Source organism: Bacillus kalamii, from assembly GCF_047238185.1.
Lineage (GTDB): Bacteria > Bacillota > Bacilli > Bacillales > DSM-1321 > Bacillus_AD.
Genome location: NZ_JBDFMI010000006.1, coordinates 802598 through 826996, shown reverse-complemented (window position 1 = coordinate 826996; position 24399 = coordinate 802598). Strand labels below are relative to the sequence as shown.

Annotated in this window: 29 protein-coding genes; 14 read left to right on the top strand and 15 right to left on the bottom strand. The window is 41.9% G+C overall.

Annotated elements, in window-relative coordinates; translation table 11 throughout:
- Nucleotides 1-55: 55 nt before the first annotated feature.
- From ABC357_RS21950 to ABC357_RS21940, 3 genes are all read left to right on the top strand, one after another.
- Entirely contained in the window at nt 56-1003 is a 948-nt protein-coding gene (locus tag ABC357_RS21950) for a ring-cleaving dioxygenase (RefSeq protein ID WP_412889650.1), read from the top strand.
- Between the two features lie 23 nt (nt 1004-1026).
- Nucleotides 1027-1635 carry an alpha/beta hydrolase gene (locus ABC357_RS21945; protein ID WP_412889649.1) on the top strand — a complete coding sequence of 203 codons (609 nt, stop codon included), beginning with the start codon at nt 1027-1029 and terminating at the stop codon, nt 1633-1635.
- Nucleotides 1636-1763: 128 nt separating this feature from the next.
- Nucleotides 1764-2747 (top strand): Gfo/Idh/MocA family protein, encoded by a 984-nt coding sequence (locus tag ABC357_RS21940; RefSeq protein ID WP_412889648.1) that lies wholly within the window; start codon nt 1764-1766, stop codon nt 2745-2747.
- 62 nt (nt 2748-2809) lie between these two features.
- Here ABC357_RS21940 and ABC357_RS21935 read toward each other — a convergent pair whose 3' ends face one another.
- The 4 genes from ABC357_RS21935 to ABC357_RS21920 all read right to left on the bottom strand — a co-directional run bounded on the left by ABC357_RS21935 (nt 2810) and on the right by ABC357_RS21920 (nt 5496).
- Nucleotides 2810-3001, bottom strand: coding sequence for a hypothetical protein (locus tag ABC357_RS21935; protein WP_412889647.1), 192 nt, complete (start codon nt 2999-3001; stop codon nt 2810-2812).
- Between the two features lie 185 nt (nt 3002-3186).
- On the bottom strand, nt 3187-4404 hold the full coding sequence (locus tag ABC357_RS21930) for an MFS transporter (protein WP_412889646.1): 1218 nt from the start codon (nt 4402-4404) through the stop codon (nt 3187-3189).
- Between the two features lie 247 nt (nt 4405-4651).
- Nucleotides 4652-5125, bottom strand: a complete 474-nt coding sequence (locus ABC357_RS21925) for an NUDIX hydrolase (protein ID WP_412889645.1) — start codon at nt 5123-5125, stop codon at nt 4652-4654.
- 179 nt (nt 5126-5304) lie between these two features.
- Nucleotides 5305-5496, bottom strand: a complete 192-nt coding sequence (locus ABC357_RS21920) for a hypothetical protein (RefSeq protein WP_412889644.1) — start codon at nt 5494-5496, stop codon at nt 5305-5307.
- Nucleotides 5497-5640: 144 nt separating this feature from the next.
- Here ABC357_RS21920 and ABC357_RS21915 point away from each other — a divergent pair, with 144 nt between their 5' ends.
- From ABC357_RS21915 to ABC357_RS21900, 4 genes are all read left to right on the top strand, one after another.
- Complete coding sequence (locus ABC357_RS21915; protein WP_412889643.1) at nt 5641-6168, top strand: hypothetical protein; 528 nt, start codon at nt 5641-5643, stop codon at nt 6166-6168.
- Between the two features lie 87 nt (nt 6169-6255).
- A complete protein-coding gene (locus tag ABC357_RS21910; RefSeq protein ID WP_412889642.1) occupies nt 6256-6768 on the top strand; it encodes a PadR family transcriptional regulator in 513 nt (170 codons plus the stop codon).
- 163 nt (nt 6769-6931) lie between these two features.
- Nucleotides 6932-8056 carry an ABC transporter permease gene (locus ABC357_RS21905; protein ID WP_412889641.1) on the top strand — a complete coding sequence of 375 codons (1125 nt, stop codon included), beginning with the start codon at nt 6932-6934 and terminating at the stop codon, nt 8054-8056.
- A complete protein-coding gene (locus ABC357_RS21900; RefSeq protein ID WP_412889640.1) occupies nt 8056-8757 on the top strand; it encodes an ABC transporter ATP-binding protein in 702 nt (233 codons plus the stop codon). Before ABC357_RS21905 ends, ABC357_RS21900 begins: the two co-directional genes overlap by 1 nt.
- A 308-nt stretch (nt 8758-9065) precedes the next feature.
- Here ABC357_RS21900 and ABC357_RS21895 read toward each other — a convergent pair whose 3' ends face one another.
- From ABC357_RS21895 to ABC357_RS21880, 4 genes are all read right to left on the bottom strand, one after another.
- Complete coding sequence (locus ABC357_RS21895) at nt 9066-9524, bottom strand: DinB family protein (protein WP_412889639.1); 459 nt, start codon at nt 9522-9524, stop codon at nt 9066-9068.
- 111 nt (nt 9525-9635) lie between these two features.
- Nucleotides 9636-10253, bottom strand: coding sequence for an NUDIX hydrolase (locus ABC357_RS21890; protein ID WP_412889638.1), 618 nt, complete (start codon nt 10251-10253; stop codon nt 9636-9638).
- Nucleotides 10254-10264: 11 nt separating this feature from the next.
- Nucleotides 10265-10897 (bottom strand): HAD family hydrolase, encoded by a 633-nt coding sequence (locus ABC357_RS21885; protein WP_412889637.1) that lies wholly within the window; start codon nt 10895-10897, stop codon nt 10265-10267.
- Between the two features lie 85 nt (nt 10898-10982).
- A complete protein-coding gene (locus ABC357_RS21880) occupies nt 10983-11969 on the bottom strand; it encodes a serine hydrolase domain-containing protein (protein WP_412889636.1) in 987 nt (328 codons plus the stop codon).
- Nucleotides 11970-12266: 297 nt separating this feature from the next.
- Between ABC357_RS21880 and ABC357_RS21875 the strand changes: the two genes are divergently transcribed.
- Nucleotides 12267-13091 carry a MurR/RpiR family transcriptional regulator gene (locus ABC357_RS21875; protein WP_412889635.1) on the top strand — a complete coding sequence of 275 codons (825 nt, stop codon included), beginning with the start codon at nt 12267-12269 and terminating at the stop codon, nt 13089-13091.
- A gap of 68 nt (nt 13092-13159) precedes the next feature.
- Here the strand turns inward: ABC357_RS21875 and ABC357_RS21870 are convergent, their stop codons facing one another.
- Together ABC357_RS21870 and ABC357_RS21865 are read right to left on the bottom strand one after the other, a co-directional pair.
- The gene (locus tag ABC357_RS21870; protein WP_412890102.1) at nt 13160-13840 is read right to left on the bottom strand and encodes an N-acetylmannosamine-6-phosphate 2-epimerase; all 681 of its coding nucleotides are present in this window, start codon (nt 13838-13840) and stop codon (nt 13160-13162) included.
- Between the two features lie 12 nt (nt 13841-13852).
- Nucleotides 13853-15394: a maltose/glucose-specific PTS transporter subunit IIC gene (locus tag ABC357_RS21865; RefSeq protein WP_459562758.1), complete on the bottom strand. Its 1542-nt coding sequence runs from the start codon at nt 15392-15394 to the stop codon at nt 13853-13855.
- Between the two features lie 322 nt (nt 15395-15716).
- On the opposite strand from ABC357_RS21865, the gene ABC357_RS21860 reads away from it, so the two are divergent.
- The 4 genes from ABC357_RS21860 to ABC357_RS21845 all read left to right on the top strand — a co-directional run bounded on the left by ABC357_RS21860 (nt 15717) and on the right by ABC357_RS21845 (nt 18635).
- The gene (locus ABC357_RS21860) at nt 15717-16142 is read left to right on the top strand and encodes a MerR family transcriptional regulator (protein ID WP_412889634.1); all 426 of its coding nucleotides are present in this window, start codon (nt 15717-15719) and stop codon (nt 16140-16142) included.
- A gap of 19 nt (nt 16143-16161) precedes the next feature.
- On the top strand, nt 16162-16848 hold the full coding sequence (locus ABC357_RS21855; RefSeq protein ID WP_412889633.1) for a zinc metallopeptidase: 687 nt from the start codon (nt 16162-16164) through the stop codon (nt 16846-16848).
- 63 nt (nt 16849-16911) lie between these two features.
- Nucleotides 16912-18204 carry a hemolysin family protein gene (locus ABC357_RS21850; RefSeq protein WP_412889632.1) on the top strand — a complete coding sequence of 431 codons (1293 nt, stop codon included), beginning with the start codon at nt 16912-16914 and terminating at the stop codon, nt 18202-18204.
- 221 nt (nt 18205-18425) lie between these two features.
- Nucleotides 18426-18635, top strand: coding sequence for a DUF4177 domain-containing protein (locus ABC357_RS21845; RefSeq protein ID WP_412889631.1), 210 nt, complete (start codon nt 18426-18428; stop codon nt 18633-18635).
- A gap of 229 nt (nt 18636-18864) precedes the next feature.
- Here ABC357_RS21845 and hflX read toward each other — a convergent pair whose 3' ends face one another.
- On the bottom strand, nt 18865-20139 hold the full coding sequence (gene hflX / locus ABC357_RS21840) for a GTPase HflX (protein WP_412889630.1): 1275 nt from the start codon (nt 20137-20139) through the stop codon (nt 18865-18867).
- A 557-nt stretch (nt 20140-20696) separates the two neighbouring features.
- Here hflX and ABC357_RS21835 point away from each other — a divergent pair.
- Both ABC357_RS21835 and ABC357_RS21830 read left to right on the top strand, forming a co-directional pair.
- A complete protein-coding gene (locus tag ABC357_RS21835) occupies nt 20697-21293 on the top strand; it encodes an NAD(P)H-dependent oxidoreductase (RefSeq protein ID WP_412889629.1) in 597 nt (198 codons plus the stop codon).
- A 56-nt stretch (nt 21294-21349) separates the two neighbouring features.
- Nucleotides 21350-22372, top strand: a complete 1023-nt coding sequence (locus ABC357_RS21830) for a serine hydrolase domain-containing protein (RefSeq protein WP_412889628.1) — start codon at nt 21350-21352, stop codon at nt 22370-22372.
- A 348-nt stretch (nt 22373-22720) separates the two neighbouring features.
- On the opposite strand, the gene ABC357_RS21825 is transcribed toward ABC357_RS21830, so the two are convergent.
- The 4 genes from ABC357_RS21825 to pgmB all read right to left on the bottom strand — a co-directional run bounded on the left by ABC357_RS21825 (nt 22721) and on the right by pgmB (nt 24397).
- The gene (locus ABC357_RS21825; protein WP_412889627.1) at nt 22721-22954 is read right to left on the bottom strand and encodes a glutaredoxin family protein; all 234 of its coding nucleotides are present in this window, start codon (nt 22952-22954) and stop codon (nt 22721-22723) included.
- Nucleotides 22955-23002: 48 nt separating this feature from the next.
- A complete protein-coding gene (locus ABC357_RS21820; RefSeq protein ID WP_412889626.1) occupies nt 23003-23299 on the bottom strand; it encodes a rhodanese-like domain-containing protein in 297 nt (98 codons plus the stop codon).
- 75 nt (nt 23300-23374) lie between these two features.
- Nucleotides 23375-23611, bottom strand: a complete 237-nt coding sequence (locus ABC357_RS21815; protein ID WP_412889625.1) for a glutaredoxin family protein — start codon at nt 23609-23611, stop codon at nt 23375-23377.
- Between the two features lie 153 nt (nt 23612-23764).
- Complete coding sequence (pgmB, locus tag ABC357_RS21810; protein ID WP_412889624.1) at nt 23765-24397, bottom strand: beta-phosphoglucomutase; 633 nt, start codon at nt 24395-24397, stop codon at nt 23765-23767.
- Between the last annotated feature and the right edge of the window lie 2 nt (nt 24398-24399).

Below are 24399 nucleotides of genomic sequence, written 5' to 3'. Positions count from 1 at the left end.
TAAATGAATTAGAAATATAACCGGCATATATATTTCAATGAAAGGAGTTTTTCACATGACAAAACAAACAAAAGGCATCCACCATATAACTGCCATCGTCGGGCACCCTCAGGAAAACGCTGATTTTTATGCTGGATTCCTCGGATTGCGCCTCGTGAAAAAAACAATCAATTTCGATGATCCCGGCACCTATCATTTATATTTTGGAAATGAAGGCGGACAACCTGGAACAATCATCACCTTTTTTCCGTGGCCTGGAGCCCACCAGGGTAGCGCCGGCAGCGGGCAGGTCGGCATCACATCCTACGCCATCCCTAAAGGAGCGCTCCCTTTCTGGGAAAAACGGCTACAGACCTATCAAGTCCAATATGCCAAAACGGAACGCTTCGGTGAGCATTCCATCCTTTTTGATGATATACATGGACTGCATCTGGAACTTGTCGAAAGAGAAGATGGGCCTGCCAATCAGTGGACGGCCGGTGATATCACGCCAGAAGTAGCCATAAAAGGCTTTGCAGGCGCAACTTTATTATCCGCCAATCCAGAACAGACAGGTAATCTGCTCGAGAACGTTATGGGCCTGAAAAAGGTGGGTAAAGATAAAGACTTCATCCGCTACCAATCGATAGGCAGTCTAGGCAATATAATCGATGTGAAGCAATCACCAATGGCACCGGGGCAACTGGGCGTTGGAACCGTGCACCACATTGCCTGGAGAGCTAAAGACGATGAAGACCAGCTCATCTGGAAGGACTTGCTTCAGAAAAACGGATTTCCTGTGACACCTGTCCGGGACCGGGAATATTTCAATGCTGTCTACTTTAAGGAACCTGGCCATATCCTATTTGAAATCGCCACCGACCCGCCAGGATTTGCAACAGATGAATCCCATGAGGAAATGGGCACACATTTAATGCTTCCATCTTGGTATGAGCCGGAAAGAGAACGTATCGAACAAGTGCTGCTTCCATTTGAACTAAGGGAGCTTGATTCATCCAAATAATCCATATGTAGAGGAGAGCTTGTATGAAACATCTATTTAAAAAAGGAACCAATCCAGATAAACCTACTTTATTGCTATTGCACGGTACGGGAGGCAACGAACATGACCTGCTTCCATTGGCCGAAATGATCGACCCGGAAGCCAATGTATTGAGTGTCCGCGGCAATGTATTGGAGAATGGGATGCCCCGCTTCTTCCGCCGCTTGTCAGAGGGGGTTTTTGATGAGGAAGACTTGATTTTGCGGACAGATGAACTCAATGATTTTTTGATTGAGGCAGCTGAAATGCACCAATTTGACCGAAACAACATCGTGGCGATCGGTTATTCCAATGGAGCTAACATTGCGGCAAGCTTATTGTTCCACCATCGTTACGCACTAAAAGGAGCGATTCTCCACCATCCGATGGTTCCAAGACGTGGAATTGAACTTCCCGATTTGACCGGAACTTCTGTTTTTATTGCTGCCGGAACCAACGACCCTATTTGCCCCCAATCCGAGGCACGCGAACTAAGAGACCTGCTTGACGGCGCAAATGCCAAGGTCCAGTTGCAGTGGGAAGACCATGGCCACCAGTTGACGCAATCAGAGGTGATAATGGCCGGCCAATGGTATAAAACCAATCTTATTTAATCTCAAATACACACAATTCATAAAGCCTTTCATTATATATGGAAGGCTCTTTTGTGATAAAACAGGTAGGCAGCCGCATAATTGTGGTACCTTTACATAAAGGACAACACATAAAGGAGGAACAAATAATGATTCGTTTCGGATTAATTGGAACCAACTGGATTACAGACCGCTTCTTGGATGCTGCTTCGCATTCAGAGAATTTCAAGCTGAAGGCTGTTTATTCAAGAACCGAAGAAAAAGCAAAAGCATTCGCTGAAAAGCACAGCGCTGAATTAGTGTTTACAGACCTGGAGGAGATGGCTAAAAGCCCTGACATTGATGCTGTTTATATCGCCACCCCTAACTCCCTGCATGCGGAGCAGGCCATCCTTTGCATGAAGCATGGAAAGCATGTGCTATGCGAAAAACCTCTGGCTTCCAATAAAAAAGAAGTCGAGAAAATGATTGCCGTCGCCAAAAGCTCGAATGTATTGTTGATGGAAGCGATGAAGTCTACCATGATTCCAAGTTTTGCAATCATTCAAGAACATTTACATAAAATAGGGCCTGTACGCAGATACGTGGCATCCTTTTGCCAATATTCCTCCCGCTACGACGCCTATAAACAAGGTGAAATATTGAATGCCTTTAACCCGGCATTATCAAATGGAGCCCTTATGGATATCGGGATCTATTGCCTGTATCCGTTAGTCAATCTATTCGGTGCACCAAAGAACATAAAGGCAAGCGCCATGAAACTGGCGTCAGGAGTCGATGGACAGGGAAGCATCCTGCTTGATTATGATGGAATGGAAGCAGTGATCATGTATTCAAAAATCACTGACTCCGCGATGCCAAATGAAATCCAGGGAGAAGACGGTACCATCATCATCGATAAAATCAGCTCCCCCTCCCATGTGACATTAGCCTATCGAGATGGACGGAAAGAAGATTTATCACAGAAGCAGCTGGACAATACAATGTTTTATGAATTGGAAGAATTCATCTCACTGATCCACCAAGGAAAAACAGAATCCGGCATTAACACATTCCAACGGTCCATCACCGTAGCCAATATCATGGAAGAAGCAAGAAAACAAATAGGCATAAACTACCCAGCAGACAAATAGAAAGTCCGGTACGATCGTTTAGTCCTAAAAAAACAAAAAGCTTAGAGACATATTTCTGCTCTCTAAGCTTTTTCTAAATTTTCTGTTAAATTAACATCTAAAGCAACCAACTGGTTCGCCGCAGCTGCCTTTTCTTTTCTTTTTTTACTGGCTAAGTATTGCCACATCCAAAACGGAATGAATAAAGGAGCGATATAATAGCAACCGACCATAACAACCTTACTGAGGAACACCACAATCATCGTTAATGTCATTTTACCATCCCTTCCATTTAATTTCCTTTTTTCTATTTTATGTCCGAATTGTGAAATTTGCAAGCGTTTACATTAAAAAAGTTTGAAAAATAGACACAAATAACTTGACACATCCAGTTATTTTTATATGGATATATTTTTGCAACAAAACAAGACCCGGATAAAATCCAGGCCTTTTCTTATATTCATCCTAATTCTTTGCGGTTAAACAAGCTCTTTTTCTGATTCCACGCCACCATTGCAACTATAAGCAAAATGGCCGATGCGCCGGCAAAAAGAAAGCGGACGCTTACTATATCCGCTAAAAAGCCTGCCAGAAGCGATGAAATTCCAAACATTAAACCAAAAAGTGCGCCCTGTGCTGCATAAATCTTGGGCAATTGCCCACTGTCTGTCTTTTTTTGAAGAGTTGTCGTTACAATTATTTGCTGTATTTCATTGCAAATCCCGAAGGCAAAGGAAAAACCTAAAGCAGCGTATGGAATAGTCGTAAAGCCGAACAATAATGTTACAATACTAATTCCTATACCGAACGAAATAAAGATAACAGACATATTTTTTTCGATAAACCCCGAACTCTTCATTGCTATAAACCCGCCAATAAGCAACCCGGCGAAAAAGCTGGTATTAATAAAACCCCACCACGCCTCCGATACACCCAATTGCTCATCGACGTACACATACAGAATAGCTGCAATCCATACGACATTCGCCATTGATTCCATACACGAAATAATAGTCAGATAACGGATTGGGCGGTGCTTCCAAATAATCGACCAGCCTTCCTTCAGTGAATCCGCCGCTCCCTTCTTTCCCTTAGGCTGATCCATATTAGCCCCTTCTTGGATAAGTGCCATAGCAGCAGTCGCTAGTGCATACATTGCACAGGTAATGGACAACAAAGGAGGCGGACCGACCCAAGCGACTAAAAGGCTGCCTGCCGGCCAGCCTCCCAGTTGCACTATCTGGTCGATAACGGACATAAATCCGTTTGCCTTCATCCATTCTTCTTGGCTAACCAATCTTGGAACCAAAGCTCCTTTAGCCGGATTTGCCCACCCGTCAAGGAACGCAATGAAGGCGACTATAAGGAAAACTACTATTAAAATGCTTTGCCCGCCGCTTTCCAATGTGGTATAAGCCATAAGCGCAACAAGCAGGATCGTTTTCCCCAATTGAGAGTAGACCAATATATTCTTTAAACTCGCGCGATCTATGACCAATGGAGCAACAAAGCCAGAAATAAACTGTGAAATCGTCACAGTGAAAGGAATAAAGGCTGTCACAAAAGTAGATTCCGTCATTTGATAAATGGACGCTATCAAGCTGACAATATAAAAAATATCGCCGGCATTGGCCATTGATTGGCCAATCCATAGATAAGTAAACGATTTAGTTTTCATCACTTCTACCCCTCTTTATTGATTTTTTATGAGTGGGTAGCTTCTTACAAGGGTATCTCCCCTTTCCTTTTTATTTGACCTGTATATCTTATTACTTTTGCGATTGGCAAGCGCCTGGGTGCTCACTCCCGCTTTCAAAGTCTACACCTATGATCCTTCTGATAAAAACGTTTCTTTTATATATACGCATTAATAAACGGGCCTATCTCTTTCTACATTCGTATCACCTTTCCTTATTCCATTTTTTCTATATATATTCTTTCGCCATTTGGAATGCACTTGCTGTAAAAAGATGTTTAATCTTTCCCGCTCCCAGCAGTGCCTCCAAGGCTGGTATAGGCATCACTTTTATATCAATCCATTCTGCCGGATCCAATTGCTGGTCATATTCCTTCCTTGCTTCCTTCAGTAAATATATATGGATTCGATTCGTCTGCGTAGCCGGATTAACAAAATAAGAACCTAGCCATATAGGCGGCAAGTCAGATATATAACCAGTCTCTTCCTTGACCTCCCTGACAATAGCTTCTTCCATCGATTCCCCTTCTTCTGCCTTACCGGCAGGTATTTCAAGAAAAAAATCGTCCGCACTGTAACGGTATTGCTGAACCAATACAATCTCTTGATTCTTGGTCACTACAACCGCATTGACCCAATCGTTATATTCAAGTACATAAAAATCATCGATGAGCACTCCATCCGGTGTCCGGCACACACACATCCTTGCGTATATGTCCAAACGGCGATTTATGTATATATTCGGAACCTATTCTAGTCCATTTTTCAATCATAGAATCACATCCCATTCCAACAGGATAAAAGATAACAGCAAATAAATAAAAAAGCCCCTGCCATTCTATCCTTATATAGAATTCGGGAGCTTAAGAGGAAATCCTTTATTTATATGATCTTTTCAGCATTCACATTTATTCCAATATAAGAAGATGGACGATCCAGAGCAACATGGCCTTCTTTTTCTGAAGAAGCCAGCTTAAAGCCCAGCATTGCTGTTATGGCATATAAAATAATAAAAGAACAGATAAAGCTGATCACAATAATGCACGTTAATTTAAACATCGGCAGTATTTTCATACCCTCTTCTTCCTCCTGTAATCTCATTTCTTTATACTATGCCCAATTGCGTGAACATTCCTTCATTTATATCCCTATACCTCCATATGCAGAGAGTAAACCTGCTATTCGCTCATTGACTATCGCTTCATTTGGTGTCATATTTTGAATAAAGCAGCCCGAAAAAAGCCATTAAGCTACCATGAAAGGAAGAGAGAAGCATCTATGTATACAATCAAAAATGTCATAATTGGCAGCATTGTTGTCCTTTCCATCGCCGGATTCGTTTCTAACGCCTACTTTGACTATCCAAAGGCCAGCGCATCGCCGGAAATTAAGAACGCTTCAAGCGATCCGTTCATCCAAAAACAGCTCAGACCCGATACAGCTTTATTATCTGTACAGAATACTTATCTATTAAATGAAACGAAACATTACACAGGAATGAAGACCTATCCGATATCCTGCCTATCCGGAGACAATCTCCATATTTCAATTGAAAATAAGGGTGAACATACATTGTTATTTACGTTAACATCCCCTTCAGGAACAGAAGCAACAGGAACTGTCAGCTCAGGAAAAAGCATAGACCAAGAATTAAAGAATCCTTTGCCCGACTCAACCTATCAGCTCTCTGTCTCTGATTCGAGAGGTAGTTCAGGCATCGTAAAAGTGCAGGCATGGGCTCATTAATTCATAGGACCATGCACTCTTGGCAGGATAAATACCTGCCAAGAGTGCTATACTAATAGATAGAAAAAGATAGAGGAGGATCTCTCCATGAACCAACGATCATTGGTTATCTTAGGATTACTGATGTCCCAAAGCCAACATGGTTACCAAATTAACGAATTTATTGAACGTAATTTAAATAATATTACGGATATGAAAAAACCGACCGCTTATGCCACATTGGATAAGCTAAGCCGGAAAGGCTATATAGATGAGCATCTTGAACAAGAAGGCAACCGTCCTCCCCGCAAAGTATATACGATCAATGAAAAAGGGACTGCTTATTTTTATGAATTATTGCTCGATAATTTACGAGCTCCCGAGAGCATCCACTTCCAAGGAGATGTCGGACTGATGTTCATCGACCATTTACCGATTGAAGATACATTGAAGGCCTTGGCCATCCGTCTGGAAAACAGCAAAAAACTGCTGGAACAATTGGAAAAGATGCCAGACCATGAAGAAGGGATCGGCGTCAACCTGGCTATTAAGCACAAATGGACCATGCTGCAAACAGAGATTGCCTTTCTTGAGGAAACCATTGACCAACACACTTCGTAAAGTATAAAAATAGAATGCTCTTACTCCAAAAGGAATCGGTATATGATTCCTTTTTCTTTTTTCGATTAGTCAAACTTGACTATTTTTTTAAAGCGGCTATATACTAATAATAGTTAGTCAATTTTGATTAATCTATTTTTGTATATATAAGGGGTGGAATACTATGTTTCTGGCAATCAAGGAATTAAAGCATGGAAAACTGCGTTTTTTAATGATCGGCCTTATTTTTGTTCTCATTTCCTGGCTCGTTTTTTTATTATCAGGTTTAGGGACAGGCCTAAATTCATTAAGTGCAGCTTCTTTTAAAAATATCGATGCCAACCATGTAGCGTTTGAGAAAGGTTCGCGCGCTTCTATGACCCGATCGATCATAACGGAAAGCTATAGTAAACAGCTGAAGGATCAGAAGCACGTAACAAATGCGGCTCCACTTGGGGCAGTCAGCGTAACGATCATGAAGGACAAAAAGCATGTCAAAGAAGGGGGAAAATACGATGTCACCGTTCTTGGCGCTGAGCCTGGCAGCTTTGTAGTCCCTGATGTAACCGAAGGAAAGACGATTGACTCATCAGATCCAAACAGTGTCATCGTCAACGATTCCCTAAAAGACAAAGGTTTTAAGATCGGGGATTCAGTCAAAGTAGAAAGCTCTAAGGAAAAAATGAAAATAGTCGGCTTCATGCATAATGAAACCTATAACCACGTACCGACTGTGTATGCTCCAATAGAGAAGTTCCAAAGCCTCCGTTTTGCAGCGCCGCAATCGGATGACGGTGTCAAACAACCAGTTAACGCCATTATGCTTCAAGGCGATAACCTAAATCCAGATCAAATTGAAAAAGACATTCCAGGGCTTGAAATCGTTACTAAAAACACAGCTATTCAAGGAATGCCTGGACATAAAGAAGAAAACGGCACGATAACCATGATGCTCGTGTTCCTTCTTGCCATTTCCGCTGTCGTAATTGCTGTCTTTTTCTACGTTTTAACGTTGCAGAAATCAAATCAGTTCGGCATTATGAAAGCAATCGGAGCAAGCAACGGATTCCTGGGAAGAGCGATTGTCTCCCAAGTATTCCTTCTCTCCCTCACAAGTATTATTGTAGGCGCTCTTCTTGCATACCTAGTGGCCTTTATCCTTCCGGAAGGCATGCCTTTCGCTTTGGATCCAAAGCTGGTTATACTTTACGGAATTGTCTTATTGGTTGTTTCAGTTTTAAGTTCTGTCCTATCTGTACGGAAAATCACAAAAATTGATCCGCTTCAAGCGATTGGGAGGGTTGAATAATGGCAGGCATACAATTAAAAAATGTTTCGAAATTTTATCATGAGGGTGAAAATAAAGTAACAGCGCTCGACCACGTATCTCTTACTGTTAAACCAGGTGAATTTGTGGCGATCATCGGCCCATCAGGATCCGGCAAAAGTACATTCCTCTCTATTGCCGGCGCTCTATTGCAAGCGTCAGAGGGAGATGTCATGATTAACGACATAAAAATTGCCGGACAAACACAAAAGGAACTATCTAAAATACGGCTGAAGGAAATCGGATTTATTCTTCAGACCTCCAATCTCGTTCCCTACTTGAACGTTCTCGATCAATTATTGCTAGTTAAGAGAATGGGCGGAAAAGTAGAAACGTCAGACCGCATGTTTGCCAAAGAGCTGTTAAAGGATTTGGGATTAAGCAAAAAGCTGGCTAAATTCCCGGACCAGCTTTCCGGCGGTGAACGGCAACGGACAGCCATAGCGCGTGCCTTTATCAATGAACCGGATATTATTTTGGCGGATGAACCGACTGCCAGCCTGGATACAAACCGGGCGCATGAAGTTGTCCAATTGATCGCCAAGGAGGTAAAGGCCCGCAATAAAGCAGCCATTATGGTTACCCATGATGAGCGTATGCTGACATACTGCGACCGCGTCTATCATATGGAGGACGGAAAACTTTCACCTGTACCAGATAAGGATAAGGTGCATCAATCTTAAAGAAAGGATCATTCCATTCACAGTCTGATCATCAAAACCACCCATACTATCGGGTGGTTTTTCTCTGCGGCTGAAAGTCTTTGCTACTGAGCATTCCCTAGGTGCACAGAACGTTTCGATCAATGCTCTACTTTTTTAAGACTGGGCGAATAAAAAAGGCAAGAATGCTCACCTGCCCGCATTCTTGCCTTTTCAATAACTATGCCCCTCTCTTTCAGAGGCTTATTGGACAACCTTTGTGAAACGAATAGCCTTTCTCAATGTTTCATGTGAAACAATTATTTTACTATTGTATAAATACCGTCACTTTAAAGAAAGCGCTTAATTAATTGTATATGGGAAAGATGGATTCCTTCATTGAAAATCGTACGGACCAAGACCTGCGGCAATGTCTTCATGCCCGACTCGACAGGAGCGTATTCCACTTCCAATGAATCCCCGTATTTTTCTTTAATATACTTCGGCTGGTTCTTCAACTGTTGGATTATTTCCTTCATGGATGGAGGTGATGTCTGCCAGACTGTCGGGCTTGTCCCATAGCCAAACCAATTATGGTACTCCTCCGGTATGTATATCGGTTCCCTTGTCAAATGCTGTATCCATAAATATTGGTCCAGATAGATATGCCCGGCATTCCAACGAATATTGTTATGAAACCCTGCTGGAATAACGTCAGCCTGCTCTTCACTGACGGATGAGAGAAGGTTAATGACCTGCGAACGGTAATCGTTCAATTGATTGAATAAAACCTCATGTTTCTTTGACATATACGGTAGCCTCCTCCACACAGTTAAATTATTTACAGAACTGTATGATAATTCTAATTTTTATCCTCATAAATGTCAATAAGGCAGGCACGCTTGCGTCCTGCCTTTCTATTAATCGACCATAGTGCTCTTATCAGGATTGCGGCTGTATTCGAAAAGCATCCGAAGCTGTGATTCCGTATTTCTCCTCAAAGAAAGCGGCGGCAGCTGCCCCTCATCAAAGAAGGCTACAGCTTTTGTTTCCGTTCCGCTCTCCGCTTCTCCGCCGACAATATCACATTGGATAAATAATTTATAGAAATGGAAGGGCTGTGTTTGTTTTGGATCCTTATCGGTATCCAAAACAGCCAGCAACTTCACAGCTTTTACAGAAAACCCTGTTTCTTCTTTAAGTTCTTTAACGACATTTTCTGTCGGCGATAAGCCTACATCGCAAAACCCTCCGGGCAAAGCCCACTTGTCATCCATCTTCTCTTTGACGAGCAATATTTTCCCTTCTCTGAAAACGACCCCGCGGACATCCACCTTCGGAGTCTGATAACCGATTTCCTGTGAAAAAAGTTCCTGAATAGCTTCCATTTTGCTGTCTGTATATTCCGCCATAATTTCTGCGCTTATTTTCCTGAGCTCTCTATACCGTTCAAGGTCAAACTCATCCTTTGTAAAAGCAAGGCCTGACTGCGCCAAAGCTTGGATACGCCTTGCCCATTCCACCCATTTATCACTCATATTATTCTCCCTCAATCCATCCAATCAAGGAATGACTGAAAGGAATCTGCCATATGGTCCGGTTTTACTGGAAAAACAGCGCTTTGGTACGTGGGCATCCATTGGACGCCCACTGTTCCCATGCCTGCCGCCTTTCCGGCCATGATATCTCCCTCACTGTCACCCACATATATGGTTTCATTAGCTGGTACATTAAGTATCTTCAACACATTCAGCAACCCTTCCGGATCCGGCTTTGGACAGGAAACATCATCGCCGGTGACAGCTGCATCGAAGTAATCGCCTATGTTCAATGCCTTCAAAGAAATATCCAGGCTTTTTCTGGCTTTCCCTGTATAGATGCCCAATTTATACCCTTTATCCTTCAGGTTTTGCAGCATTTTTTCAATCATCTGAATCGGCTGGACATATTGATCATGCTCTGATTCATAAAGCTCGTAGTAAAGGTCAATAGCGCCGGCTTTATCAGGGTGCATTAAGTTCAATTCAATAATCCCTGTTTCGGAAGGGCCGAACATAGCGACAATATCCTTCGGCGCATAGTCAGCCTGATCGTATTTTTTAAAGACATGTTGAAAAGCATAAAAGCATAGCGGCAAAGTATTCGCCAGTGTCCCATCAAAATCGAAAATGACAGCCTTCATATTCCTTGCACTTCCCTTCCGCACATTTCCCATCTTGTCTTTACTTCATTTGCCAGCCATTGTTTAAAAGAGACAGCTGATTACTTTATTCATATGAACGATCCATATAGTCTATCACGGCAGCAGCCATAGTAGATGTTAATAAAGAAGATGCATTGCTTAAAGCAATAACTGCAATCTCTTTCCGGGGCAGCCTCATAAGAGAGGATGTAAATCCGTTGATGCCTCCATGATGAAAGAATAGATCGCTTCCTGCTTCAGTGGATGCCTTAAACCAGCCAGCCTTGTAAGGAAGCTGTTCCTGCTTTTCAAATAGCCATTCATGCGTTTCCTCTTTTAGAAGACTTTTCACTTCTAAAGCTCTATTTAAACTGAATAAATCATCCACTGTAGAAAACAAAGCGCCGGCCGAAAATGAATTGCTCATATCGATGTATGCTGCTGGCTTCATTGTTCGATCAGCGGAAAGCTCATAGCCCGTCGCCATTCCTTCCACCGCCACGCCACTGCATTCCAATCCTGTATTATTCATGTTCAGTGGCTTAAATAAACATTGGTCCATAAACGTTCCATACTCCATACCCGTACATACTTCAATCACTTTACCGAGCAGGATGTAACCGGAATTATTATAGGCAAACGTTTCGCCGGGTCTAGATTCAATAGGCAATGAAGCAATCCATTGCACCAATTCATCGGGATTTCTGTACTGGATGGATTTCGCTAAAAAATCGGGTTGGGCAGTTACATTGCCGATACCGGACATATGGTTAAGCAAATGCCCTATTGTTATGCGGCCTCCATTCGGAAACGCTGGTACATAGGTTGATAGGCAATCCGACAGGGAAAGTCCACAGCTATCCTTTAACCGGAGAATGGCCATGGCTGTGAGTGTCTTTGTGACAGAGCCTATTCTGAATACATGTGAACTAGTATTGGGTTCCTTCGTCTGCCTTTCCGCAAAACCTAATGATTCCCTATGATCAATCTGTCCCTTCCTGCTCACTACTATATTTCCATGAAAAGGTTCTTCCTGCTGTTCTATAAATGAATGAATACACGTTTTAATCAATAATCAGGCACTCCTCTTTTAGTTAGTTTGCGAGTCCTGACTTTATATCCAAAGGCATATCCCTTTCCTCCTTTGAGCGGATGTAAAATTCATCCTCTTATTCTATGAATGTAATATAAGAACGACTATATCACAAGCTATTCATCCATTGGATTGAATTTCGCATAAGCACATAAAATACCGGGCAGCTTACCATTTTTAGGATCATTAATTGCTCAGTAAACAATACATACTAATAATCCCTTTTTTTTGAGATAATAGAAGACATAGACTACATTCTTTAGGACGGGGTAAAAAATGAAAAAATATCATGTATTGGAAGGCATCCAAATGAATTACCCGATGTTTTCCCATAAGGAAAAAGAGATAGCAGATTATATTCTTAACCATAAAGAAAAAGTATTGAATATCAATATAAAAGATTTAGCTGCAAAAACAACCGCCTCTACTTCTACCATTACTCGTTTCTGCAAAAAAATAGGCGTGGAGAGCTTCGTTGAATTTAAGATTTTGTTGAACAGAGAAATCAAAATACCAGATCAAGACCATCATACCTTTGAATTAGTTAACCATATTTATAATGACATCATTCACTCTACCAATGATTTATTAGACCACGACCAACTGAATAGAATTATTGAACTTATAAGAAAATCCTCGAAAATCATGATTTTCGGATTAGGAAGTTCCGGATTGACCGCCTTGGAACTTAAATATAGGTTACTCCGTATGGGGTTACCTGTTGATGCAATAAATGATCCCCATATGATGCTGATGGGAGCAACCCTTACACAACCCAATGATCTTATCTTTTGCATCTCTAATTCTGGAAATAGTTTAGAAGTCATTAACGCCGCCCAGATAGCTCGCAAAAAAGGTGCAAAAGTAATCAGTATTACAAATTTTGACCATACTTCTCTCACCCAAACATCAGATGAGGTACTCTTTACCTCAAGTTTAAAAATAATAGACCAAGATAATTTTATTAATAGCCAATTATCCATTCTCTATATAATAGACATCATGAGCATGTTGTTGCTCGAAGTACCTGAATTACGCCAAAATAGAGAAGAAACCTTACAGGCAATCCATCATATGAGAAGGGAACCCAAACGGGATTAAATAACATAATCGTATGAACTGAATCTTTAAAGAAAGCGAATCCTCTGAAGCAAGGATTCGCTTTTCGTTTACTTATTCATCTCTTCCACAAATCGTTTGGCAATCTGCTGCGGCCTTGTGATTGCACCGCCAACAACCACAGAATGCACACCTGCCTCTAGCGCCTTCCTTGCCATCTCTGGAGTCATTATATTCCCTTCTGCTATAACGGGTATAGAAACAGACGCCACAACCTCTTTTAAGATAGCAAAATGTTGATCGTATACCTTTTGGCCTTCCGTTTCAGGTGTATAACCTATCAGGGTAGTGGATACACAATCGAAACCGAGACGCTCAGCATAAATAGCTTCCTCTACTGTGGAAATATCCGCCATTAATAAAACCTCCGGGAATTCCCTTTTTATTTCCTCATAAAATTCCTTAAGCGTTTGTCCTTTAGGTCTTAATCTATGTGTGCTATCCATTGCAATCATTTCACAGCCGCTGTTCACTAGCTCTTTCACTTCAGCCATGGTAGCTGTAATATATACATCTGAATCGCGATAATCTCTCTTTACAATACCGACAACCGGAAGGTCTACTTGTTTTTTGATTTCAACGATATCTTCCCTCGAATTGGCTCTAATCCCCACTGCCCCTGCTTCCTTCGCCGCTATTGCCATGCGTCCCATTATAAATGAGCTGTGCAAGGGCTCCGTATCCAAAGCCTGGCATGATACAATCAACTGACCTTTAACCTGATCCAACATATTCTTCATTTATTATGCCCCCATTAACTCTTCTACTTCATTTTTTATTATCGTGACGTGAGGACCATAAATAACCTGTATGCCATTCCCTTTTTGAATAACACCTTTTGCGCCTGTACTTCGCAATATATCCTCATCCACCAGCTGATGGTCCAAAACGGTTACACGCAATCTGGTCGCACAGCAATCCACATCAGCAATATTTGCTACTCCTCCAAGTCCTTTTGTAATAGTTCCCGCTCTTTCACTAGCCGAAACTGTGATTTCATTGCCTCCTAGCTGCTCTTCCTCACGGCCTGGTGTCTTAAAATTGAATTTAACAATCAACATTCTGAAGGTGACATAATAGAGCGCAAACCAGACGATTCCTATTAAAGGCACCCATATAAAGTTTGTCTTAGCATTGCCCTGTAAGACGCCAAAGAGGATGTAATCGATAAATCCCCCTGAAAACGTTTGACCAATCGTAATATGGAAGATATGGGCCATCATAAATGCCAATCCATCAAAAAAAGCATGGACGACATATAAAGCTGGGGCGACAAATAAAAACGAAAATTCCAAGGGCTCCGTAATGCCTGTTAAAAAACTTGTCAATGCAGCTCCCAACATTAATCCGCCAACCACTTTTTTTCTTTCCGGTTTGGCTGTGTGGTATATGGCCAAAGCCGCTCCCAATAACCCAAACATCATAGTGATGAAACGGCCAGACATAAATCTAGCTGTGCCAATAAAGAATTCTTTTGTACTAGGATCTGCCAGCTGAGCGAAGAATATTTTTTGTGTCCCTTCTACCATCTGTCCATCGACCACCATTGATCCGCCCAAACCTGTAGTCCAGAATGGCATATAAAAAATGTGGTGCAATCCAAAAGGCCCTAGTAATCTCAATATAAATCCGTAAAAGAATGTACCAATATAGCCTGTCTTATCTATTAATCCACCAAGTTGGAAGATTCCTGATTGAATAGGCGGCCAAACAAGATACATTAAAATTCCTAAAAAGATAGCTGTAAACGATGTAATAATTGGAACAAAACGTGATCCGCCAAAAAAACCGAGGAATTGGGGCAATTCAATTTTATTAAAACGGTTATGAAGGATAGAAGTGACAATCCCTACAATCGCCCCTCCAAAAACGCCTGTCTCCAGTGTCTGGATACCTAAGATCATCCCTTGGCCAACTGATGCCATATCTGCATTTTCAGCTAACTTCCCTGTGATGCTAAGCATGGCATTAATCGTAGAATTCATTACCAGATATCCAAGCACGGCCGCTAAACCGGCCGTTCCTTTATCTCCTTTAGCCAATCCGACCGCAATTCCGACTGCAAATATAAGCGCTAAATTCGCAAAGACAATATTGCCTGCCGAACTCATCACTTGAAATATGTATTGCAGCCATGGTGTATCCAAAAATGGATAGGCTACCAGTGTATTCGGATTTGATAAGGCTCCCCCAATCCCCAATAAAAGTCCTGCTGCAGGCAATACCGCAATAGGAAGCATAAATGATTTACCAAATTTCTGAGCTTTCTCGAAGAAAATACCCACCAAAATGTACCTCCCTTATGAAAATTATTTTCATGAACGATTATAAAATGAAAGTGTTTTCATGTCAATGATGAAAACTCACTGTGTAAACTGCCATATACTCTTTATTTCTTTTAAAATAGAAATAGGACTTAAAAGACGTTTAAATCAGGGAAAAAGAAGGAATTTATAACAATAATGAATATTTTTTCAATCTTAAGCTTTTCTTAAGATAACTAGCTTATGATATTATTAACATAGATATATGCACTGTTGGCATTATTCCTTATTTTCACTCATTGAAGGGATAGGCAGACCAGCGCTTTTATATCCTAACTAGCACGTGACAGTTGTAGGAGGGGTTTTCATTGGGATCGGGAGAATAAGAATAGGCGAATTGGCACAAATGACAAATGTTTCTAAACGGACGATTGATTACTATACAAACATCGGTTTATTGACCGCTGAGCGTACACCTTCGAATTACCGGTATTACACGCATGAAGCTGTACAGACATTGAATACAATCAAAGAGTTAAAAAATAAAAACATGTCACTCGAGGATATAAAAAAACGGTTTAATGAAGAAGCAAACAACGATTTAGATTTAGGAGAATTGAAGAGTAAGCTTCAAGGCTTGGAAAAAAATGTTTCGGAGATAGTGGAACTGCTGCAGGAAAAGAGCATCAATAAAAATGACTTGGTCCGCAAACAGCTGTCCCATGAGAGCTTCGCATTAATCCAAGCATTATTAATTCTATTAATGTAGGAGGCAAACTGAACAAAACATGTTATTTCACCCCATGGATTTACTTATATTCCTAGCACTTGGGCTGTCTATCTGGGCCCAATTCAAAGTGAAAGGCAACTTCAACAAATGGTCTCAGGTACCGACCAAGACCGGTTTTTCAGGTGCTGAAACGGCTCGAAAGCTATTGGATGACAACGGCCTTAGCGACATACCGATTGAAGTGGTTCCAGGCACTTTATCCGATCACTACGATCCAACCAATCGAGTTGTACGGTTATCGGAGGACGTTTATTATGGCAAGTCCATCGCTTCCATATCGGTTGCCGCCCATGAAATCGGCCATGCTATCCAGCATAAACAATCATACCGTGCTTTAATTTGGCGCTCCAAGCTTTTTCCAGTTGCCAATTTTGCTTCAGGAATAGCCCCGCTGTTATTTATTGGCGGCCTTCTGCTGTCCCAATCCAACCTGATCGGGATCGGCATTATCCTCTTTTCAGCAGCCGTGGCTTTCCAATTGGTCACATTGCCGGTTGAATTCAATGCAAGCAGCAGAGCCAGACATCTGATGGTAGCTGAGGGAATTCTGTATAACGATGAAGAGCATGGCGTCAAGAAAGTATTGAATGCCGCCGCCCTCACATACGTTGCAGCTGCCCTTATGTCACTGTTTGAGCTGCTGAAATTTGTTATGATTTTCTTCCAGAGCAATGATGATGAATAACAACCATTTAATCAACTTTAGACATCACAGGAGGTGTACGCCTTACTTCCAGTAAGGCTTAATTTGGAGATTTTTAATTTGATACTTGTAGCAATCTTAATTGCATTGACTGGTTTTTTCGTGGCGGCAGAGTTCGCTATGGTTAAAGTAAGAATGACACGAATCAACCAGATGATCGAAGAAGGGCGAAGAGGCGCTACAGCGGCGAAGCATGTAGTCACCCACTTGGATGATTATCTGTCTGCTTGCCAACTAGGTATTACGGTTACCGCGTTGGGCCTTGGTTGGCTCGGGGAACCGACTGTGGAAAAACTGCTTTATCCAGTTTTCCATTACTTTAATATCAGTTCTTCCATCAGCCACATCCTCTCGTTCATTATTGCGTTCGTCGTAGTGACATTCCTGCACGTAGTCATAGGGGAACTGGCTCCGAAGACCATTGCTATTCAAAAAGCAGAGACAATCACTTTACTGTTTGCCACGCCAATCATGTGGTTCTACAAGATTATGTTTCCATTTATATGGTTATTAAATGGTTCAGCGCGGATGCTGGTCGGGATTTTTGGCTTTAAGCCCGCTACTGAACATGAGGCATCCCACTCCGAAGAGGAATTGCGGATGATTCTATCAGATAGCTATAATAGCGGAGAAATCAACCAAACTGAGTTAACATATGTAAATAATATCTTTGAATTCGACAATCGGATTGCCAAAGAAATTATGGTGCCCCGCACCAATATTGTGACCCTTCCGCTTGAAGCTACATTAGAAGAGGTTTGGGATACAATCGAAATTGAGAAATATACGCGATATCCAGTTGTGGATGGGGACAAGGATAATATCGTCGGAATCATCAACACCAAGGATATAATGAGCGCATTACGTACACACCAGCTGACAGACCGGCCGCTTAAAGGGATTGTAAAACCGATCATCAGCATCATTGAAACAATTCCGATCAATGAATTGCTTCTGCGGATGCAAAAAGACCGTTTGCAAATGGCTGTGCTGTTTGATGAATACGGCGGAACTTCCGGTATTGTGACAGTCGAAGATATTATAGAAGAAATTGTCGGGGAAATCCGGGATGAATATGACACCGATGAAGTACCCGATATTCGCCAGCTTTCAGAGCATCACTATCTGTTAAGCAGTAGAGTGCTTGTGGAAGATGTAAATGACCTGCTCGGGACAACCTTATCCGAGGAAGAAGTCGATACGATCGGCGGTTGGATCCTCTCCCAAAAATATGATGTCCATGTTGGAGATGTCATTGAGGGTGAAGGATATGCATTTACCATAACTGAAATGGATAATCTTCAAATCCTGTATGTAGACGTACAGCGCATTGCTTAAATATAAGGAGGCCTACTTTTCAAAAAGAAGTAGGCCTCCTTTTTCTCTCGCATAACCCCCTCTATTTGTATATAAATGGTTTGTCAGGAAAAAATAAAACAGACCAAAAACTAGCTAAACAGCCATGTCCAAAGTAATAGAATTCCTCGCACACATTTCTTTACTCTTTACGCAGAACGGCATGTGAAGCTCAACCAATGAACAATGACGGAGGAAAACGAATGATCATTTATAAATACAGAGTTTCAAGCGTTGATCAAGCATTGAATTCAAAAGAATCTCTAAAAGAATTGGCAAATTATTTAAACCATTATGGGGAGAATGGCTATCAATTGAAATGCACTATGCCCCAGCTCCAGAATGGGGAAACTGGTTCGACTGTTCTCATTTTTGAAAAAGAAGACCATAATGAAGAAAACACATTCGGATAAAAAAGATGAATTCCATTTCTTATTCTTCACTCTTTCTTCAAGCAATCTGTTGTTTGTGAAGGAAATGCCAAGAATCTATGGATAGTCCATTACAATAGCCTTGAAAACATTGAAAGTAGGGCTTCATGCGCTTACAATAAAATTAGATTTGACATAAACCTACTTAAACTAATAATTTACTGCGAGAAAAAAGACCTTAGTTCCTGCTAAGGTCTTTTTTCTGTCTTCATTATTGAATGACGTATTCTTTGTATTTTTCATAATCGGCAAGCTTGCATTCCAACTCCAATAAAGTGCCTTCTTCTTCATAGGAGGTATGGAGGATGTGTGCATGATTATTGAAATAGGAAATCAGATTGCCCTCTCCAAATGGGATCAGCATTTTGCAAGTTGTGTAGTCTTTAAATATATGCTTGCGGATTTCTGCATTTAGCTCCTTCAAGCCTTCCTTCTTCTTCGCGGATATAAAAATCTTATCATTTTCTACACGTGGATATTCCTCTTCGGTTGCATCGGCTTTATTATAGACAATCAACGTCGGTATTCCTTCAATATCCATTTCCTTCAACGTATCATTCGTTGTTTCAATCATCTGCCGATAATGCGGATTCGAAAAATCGACAACATGAATCAGTAAATCTGCATTAGCTGCTTCCTCAAGTGTAGAACGGAAGGCCTTTACGAGATGGTGAGGCAGTTTTTTGACGAAGCCAACTGTATCCGTCAGCAAATAGGATTTATGGTCAGGCTGTTCGATTTTGCGGATGCTCGTTTCCAGCGTTGCAAAAAGCATATCCTTTTCAAACACTTGCTTATGGGATGCTTCATTATAAAGATCAAGCATCCCATTCATGATGGTCGATTTACCTGCATTGGTATATCCTACAAGAGAAACAACAGGCACTTCATTCTTCTTCCGCTGCCTTCTTTGCACCTCACGCTGGGCCACATGAACGGCTAATTCTTTTCTTAAAAACGTAATTTTCTCCTCGATTCGGCGACGATCCAACTCCAGCTTTGTTTCCCCTGCTCCACGGTTCGTCAATCCAGCTCCGCCGTCCCCCCCTTGTCGGCCCAACGAAGCCCGCAAGCCGATCAAACGCGGAAGCATATATTGAAGCTTTGCCATTTCCACTTGAAGCTGGGCTTCACGTGTTTTCGCTCTTCGGGCGAAAATATCCAGGATTAGAATCGTCCGATCAATGACTTTGCAATCAAGATCTTTTTCCAAATTCCGTATTTGCGAGGGAGATAATTCATCATCAAAGATGACCGCATCTGCATCCTGCATTTCCTTTAAAGCAGCTACCTCCTCGATCTTTCCTTTTCCGATATAGTGGGAGTTATTTACCCTTTCCAGCTTTTGTGTCACTTGCCCGACTACTTCCACATCGCAAGCTGCAGCCAATTCCGCTAATTCCTCCATCGAATAGTCAAAATCGTAGTCATCTTCCTTTTGAAGATTGACACCGACTAATATCGCTTTTTCACGTTGTTCCATCATATTGACTTTCCTCCAGTCCATTGCTGATTCTTTAAGAATTCCCTAAGTTCCATTGGGAAAACCATTTTCTCTTTTTAAACACAAAAAAACACAGGCCGGATGCATGTGTCTACTCTTAAAACGGGTGCCTGATTTGAATCGATGCCTAAAATGCCCCTCCATATAGGAAGAGGGCTTCTCAGCGTTCATCTTTAGAAAGAATCAGACATATATAATTAAACTATTTTCAGGAAGCGGACTTTTACAGGCCACATCTAAATGGGTTCCCTTAAAATAGGCAGACTAATCCCGTTTACCCCGCAGACATGCAGAGCCTTTGAACACTATTCAGTTAGCGCCGTTCAAAGCTTGGAAACGTAATCTGCAAAAAATCATAATCGGAAACCCTCCGTTCTCTTAAAGTTACTTGCATAATACCACTTACATAATGGAAATACAACTGCTGTTCTCAGACAATTTTCTACATTCGGCTCCCTGTAACAATATCGCCAAGCCTCCTCACCCCAAAACATATATACTGAAGGCATCACCTTATGAAAAGATGGAGGCGTTTCAAGATGAATCATTTACTTATCTTTGCCCATCCCACGACAAACAGCTTCAACGGCACAATCTTGAAAACGATAGAAAATCATTTAAAAATGCTTGGCCAGAACGTCCAAATACGGAATCTTTACCATCCCTTATTCCAGCCGGTCCTGACCAGTCAGGAGATGGCAGGAAATAAGCTTGGCCGCTTTAAAGGAGATGTAAAAATAGAACATCAATTCATTAACCAGGCGGATTACCTTTATTTTATTTATCCGACCTGGTGGTATGCGGCTCCGGCCATATTAAAAGGATACTTCGACAGGATCCTTTGCTCAGGATACGCATTCCAGTCTACCCCCGACGGGCCGGTACCCCTCTTAACTGCCAAAAAAGCAATTGTTATAGAAACCGCAGGCGATACGGAAGCTTCCCTGACTGCAAGAGGTCTTAAGGAAACGATGGTAAAAACGATTGATAAGGGCATTCTCGCTTATTGCGGCATAGAGGTCATCCATCATTCCATCCTATCTGGAATCCATGATGAATCCGATGATAAAAGGCAATTCCAGTTGCAAATGATCATCGATACCGTTTCATCCATTTGCCTGGCCGGAAAAGGATAATACGTCCGCTATAGAGAATAGGGTATATGTAGACTTTATAGGAATGAGGTTTTCATATGTTGCTAAAAAAGAACTTAAACCACTATTCGCCGATCATCAATCATGTGGAGGATAGCATGGAGAAACTGCATGCTTCGGCTGCTGCATGCTTGGTCATACACCGCGATAAAATAGTAGCGGAAAAATACTGGGGCCATGCTTCAAATGAGAGAAATACATCACCAATAGATGAAGACCACCAGTTCTATGTAGCTTCTGTCCGCAAATCCTATATAGGATTTGCTGTTGCCTATTGTGTAATGAAAGGGTACATACAGAGTATAGATGATCCGGTAACTGCCTATTTGACGCATCTGGATTCCCCTCTTTTAGATGGCGTTACAATCCGGCATTTACTGACGCATACTCACGGTCTAAAAATGGAGAGAAATACAATCATCAAGGAATTTCCTCCAGGCTGCGGCTGGGCGTATAGAGGCATTAATATTGAGTGGCTTACCACTATTGTGAAACAAGTTTCCGGCTTATCCGTAAAAGAAATCGCCAGAAAGGAAGCCTTTGATAAATTAGGATTTTCCCATACAGACTGGCATTCACAGGCAAGCAAACAGCTTGTTCCGGTTCTTTCAGAGGAAGGCTCCCCGCCCTATGCCCTTCACTCTAACAAAGACGGCAGCCAAATGAATATGTATATTTCCTTAAAGGAACTGGCCTATTGGGGCTATCTGCATCTTAAAAAAGGGAAAATCAACGGCAGCCAGCTCGTTCCTGCCGAATTAATCGAACTGGCTACTACTCTCCACAGCCCATCAACTATAAATAAGGACGATCCGCAGAACGGGTTTCTCTGGTTCGTTAAGGAAACCGACGCACAGCGTTCTGAAATCGGCAGTTCTGTTCCGGAAGGCGCTTTTCAAATACTAGGCTATACGGGTGTAACATTGCTCGTTATTCCTTCATTGGAGATTTGTGCGGTGCGGATGTTCAACAGACTCGGATCGACTCCAGACTATGATTATTTAAACGATGTACGAACATTTGGAGATTGCGTTGTGAGCTGCGCACAAACAGATCGGTAGATTAGCACCAAAAGCGGAAAGCGCCTGGTTACCCCCGACAAGCTTAAGGCGAGCTCTGTTTTAAAGGCTGTTCTTCGCCTTTAACAGAGATTGACTTAAGACCTCGAGGGGGTGGCGCTTGCAGCTGGATGGAAACTAAAGCGGAAAGCGCCTGGTTACCCCCGACAAGCTTAAGGCGAGCTCTGCTTAAAGGCTGTTCTTCGCCTTTAACAGAGATTGACTTAAGACCTCGAGGGGGTGGCGCTTGCAGCTGGATGGAAACTAAAGCGGAAAGTTTTTCATCTATGGCAGCGATATTCTTCCTTGTCGGTTACAGCAAAAGGCGACGGTTTCCCGTCGCCTTTTTCATTACTTGCGCAAATATTGCATGGCAGTTGCCGGATCGAAGCCTAAAACCCAATGGCCATTGATCTGTGTCTGCGGCACACCCATTTGGCCTGTTGTATTCACCAGCTGCTGCATCTGTTCAGGATGCTTACTGACATTCACTTCATTATATGAAATCTGGTTCTCATCTAAGAAATTTTTCATCATTGTGCAATATGGGCATGTATTTGTTGTATATACTGTTACATCATTCATTTATTTCATCCTCCTTCTAGCATTCAGTGCAAACTGCCTAAAGATGGCTTATTCGGTTTTGCCCTCCCAGGCAAGCATGCCGCCAGTCATATTTGTTACTTGATAACCTTGTTGTTCCAGAAACTGTGTGGCATTTCCGCTTCTTCCGCCTGAACGGCAAACCATAATATATTCCTTTGATTTATCCAATTCATTCATGCGTTCAGGAATCGTTCCTAAAGCAATATGGACTGCTCCCGGGATTTTTCCTTGTGCCACTTCATCGTCTTCCCGTACATCTATGATTGTTGGGTTCTGTCCTTTATTCACTAACTGTTCTACTTCTTTTGCTGAAATCTCTTTCATTTGCCTTTTCCTCCTTCAAGGGATTCATTGTATATTGTCCTCATTTTACGCTTTCCTTATGGCATTAGCCAAGAATCAAGCATCCAGGATTTTCATGATCGCATCAGGATGATAACCGACCACCCATTGACCATCAATTTTGGTTTGCGGCAATCCCATTTGTCCGGAGGAATTCAACAACATCTGAACGATATCAGGCTGATCTGAAACCTTTATTTCCTCGAAAGAAACGTTCTGGCTTTTCAAGAATTGCTTCAAAATATCACAGTACGCACAGTTATTCATCGAATATACCGTTACTTCCTTCATCATTCATTCCCTCCTTTAGGCTTTGCCTTTTTATTTGATAAACCCATTATACCATCAGGGGTATATAAAGGACAATAAAATGCTCAGCCCAGCATTGAATAAAAACAGCTGCCTAATGGGACAAATAGGCAGCTGTTAACCGATACCGATTGGCATTCAAATTGATTTGAGCAAGTCTTCCATCGTTTTTAAGTGATATGTTACACCGCCGCTATTGCAGGCATCACCGATTGCGGCGACATGCATTCCTGCCCGCAGTGCTGCTTCCACTCCAACTGCTGCATCCTCCACTACAAGGCAATCCGCCGGCAATGCATTCAATCCCTCAGCCGCTTTCATGAAAACTTCGGGATCCGGCTTGCTTCTTTGAATCATATTTCCATCGACAATATAATCAAACCGATCCAGCAGGCCCAGTTTCTCTAATATAAACGTCGCATTCTTGCTTGATGACCCAACAGCCATCCGGATGCCCTTCCCTTCAAGAGAATCCAACAGGCCGGATACCCCATGCATCAGATTATTGGAGGAAAGCCCCTCCAATAATCTGCGATATAGCTTGTTTTTCCGCTCTGCCAATGCCTGTTTTTCCTTATCCGTAAATTCCCCTGACCTTGTTCCAAGGAGGAATTCCAGGCTATCCATTCGGCTGACTCCCCGCAATTGATGATTCATTTTTTCATCAAAAGGCATGTGCAATTCATCCGCAATTTTCTTCCACGCTTTATAATGCAGGTGATCAGTAGTAACCAGTACCCCATCTAAATCAAAAATGATTGCCTTGACCATAC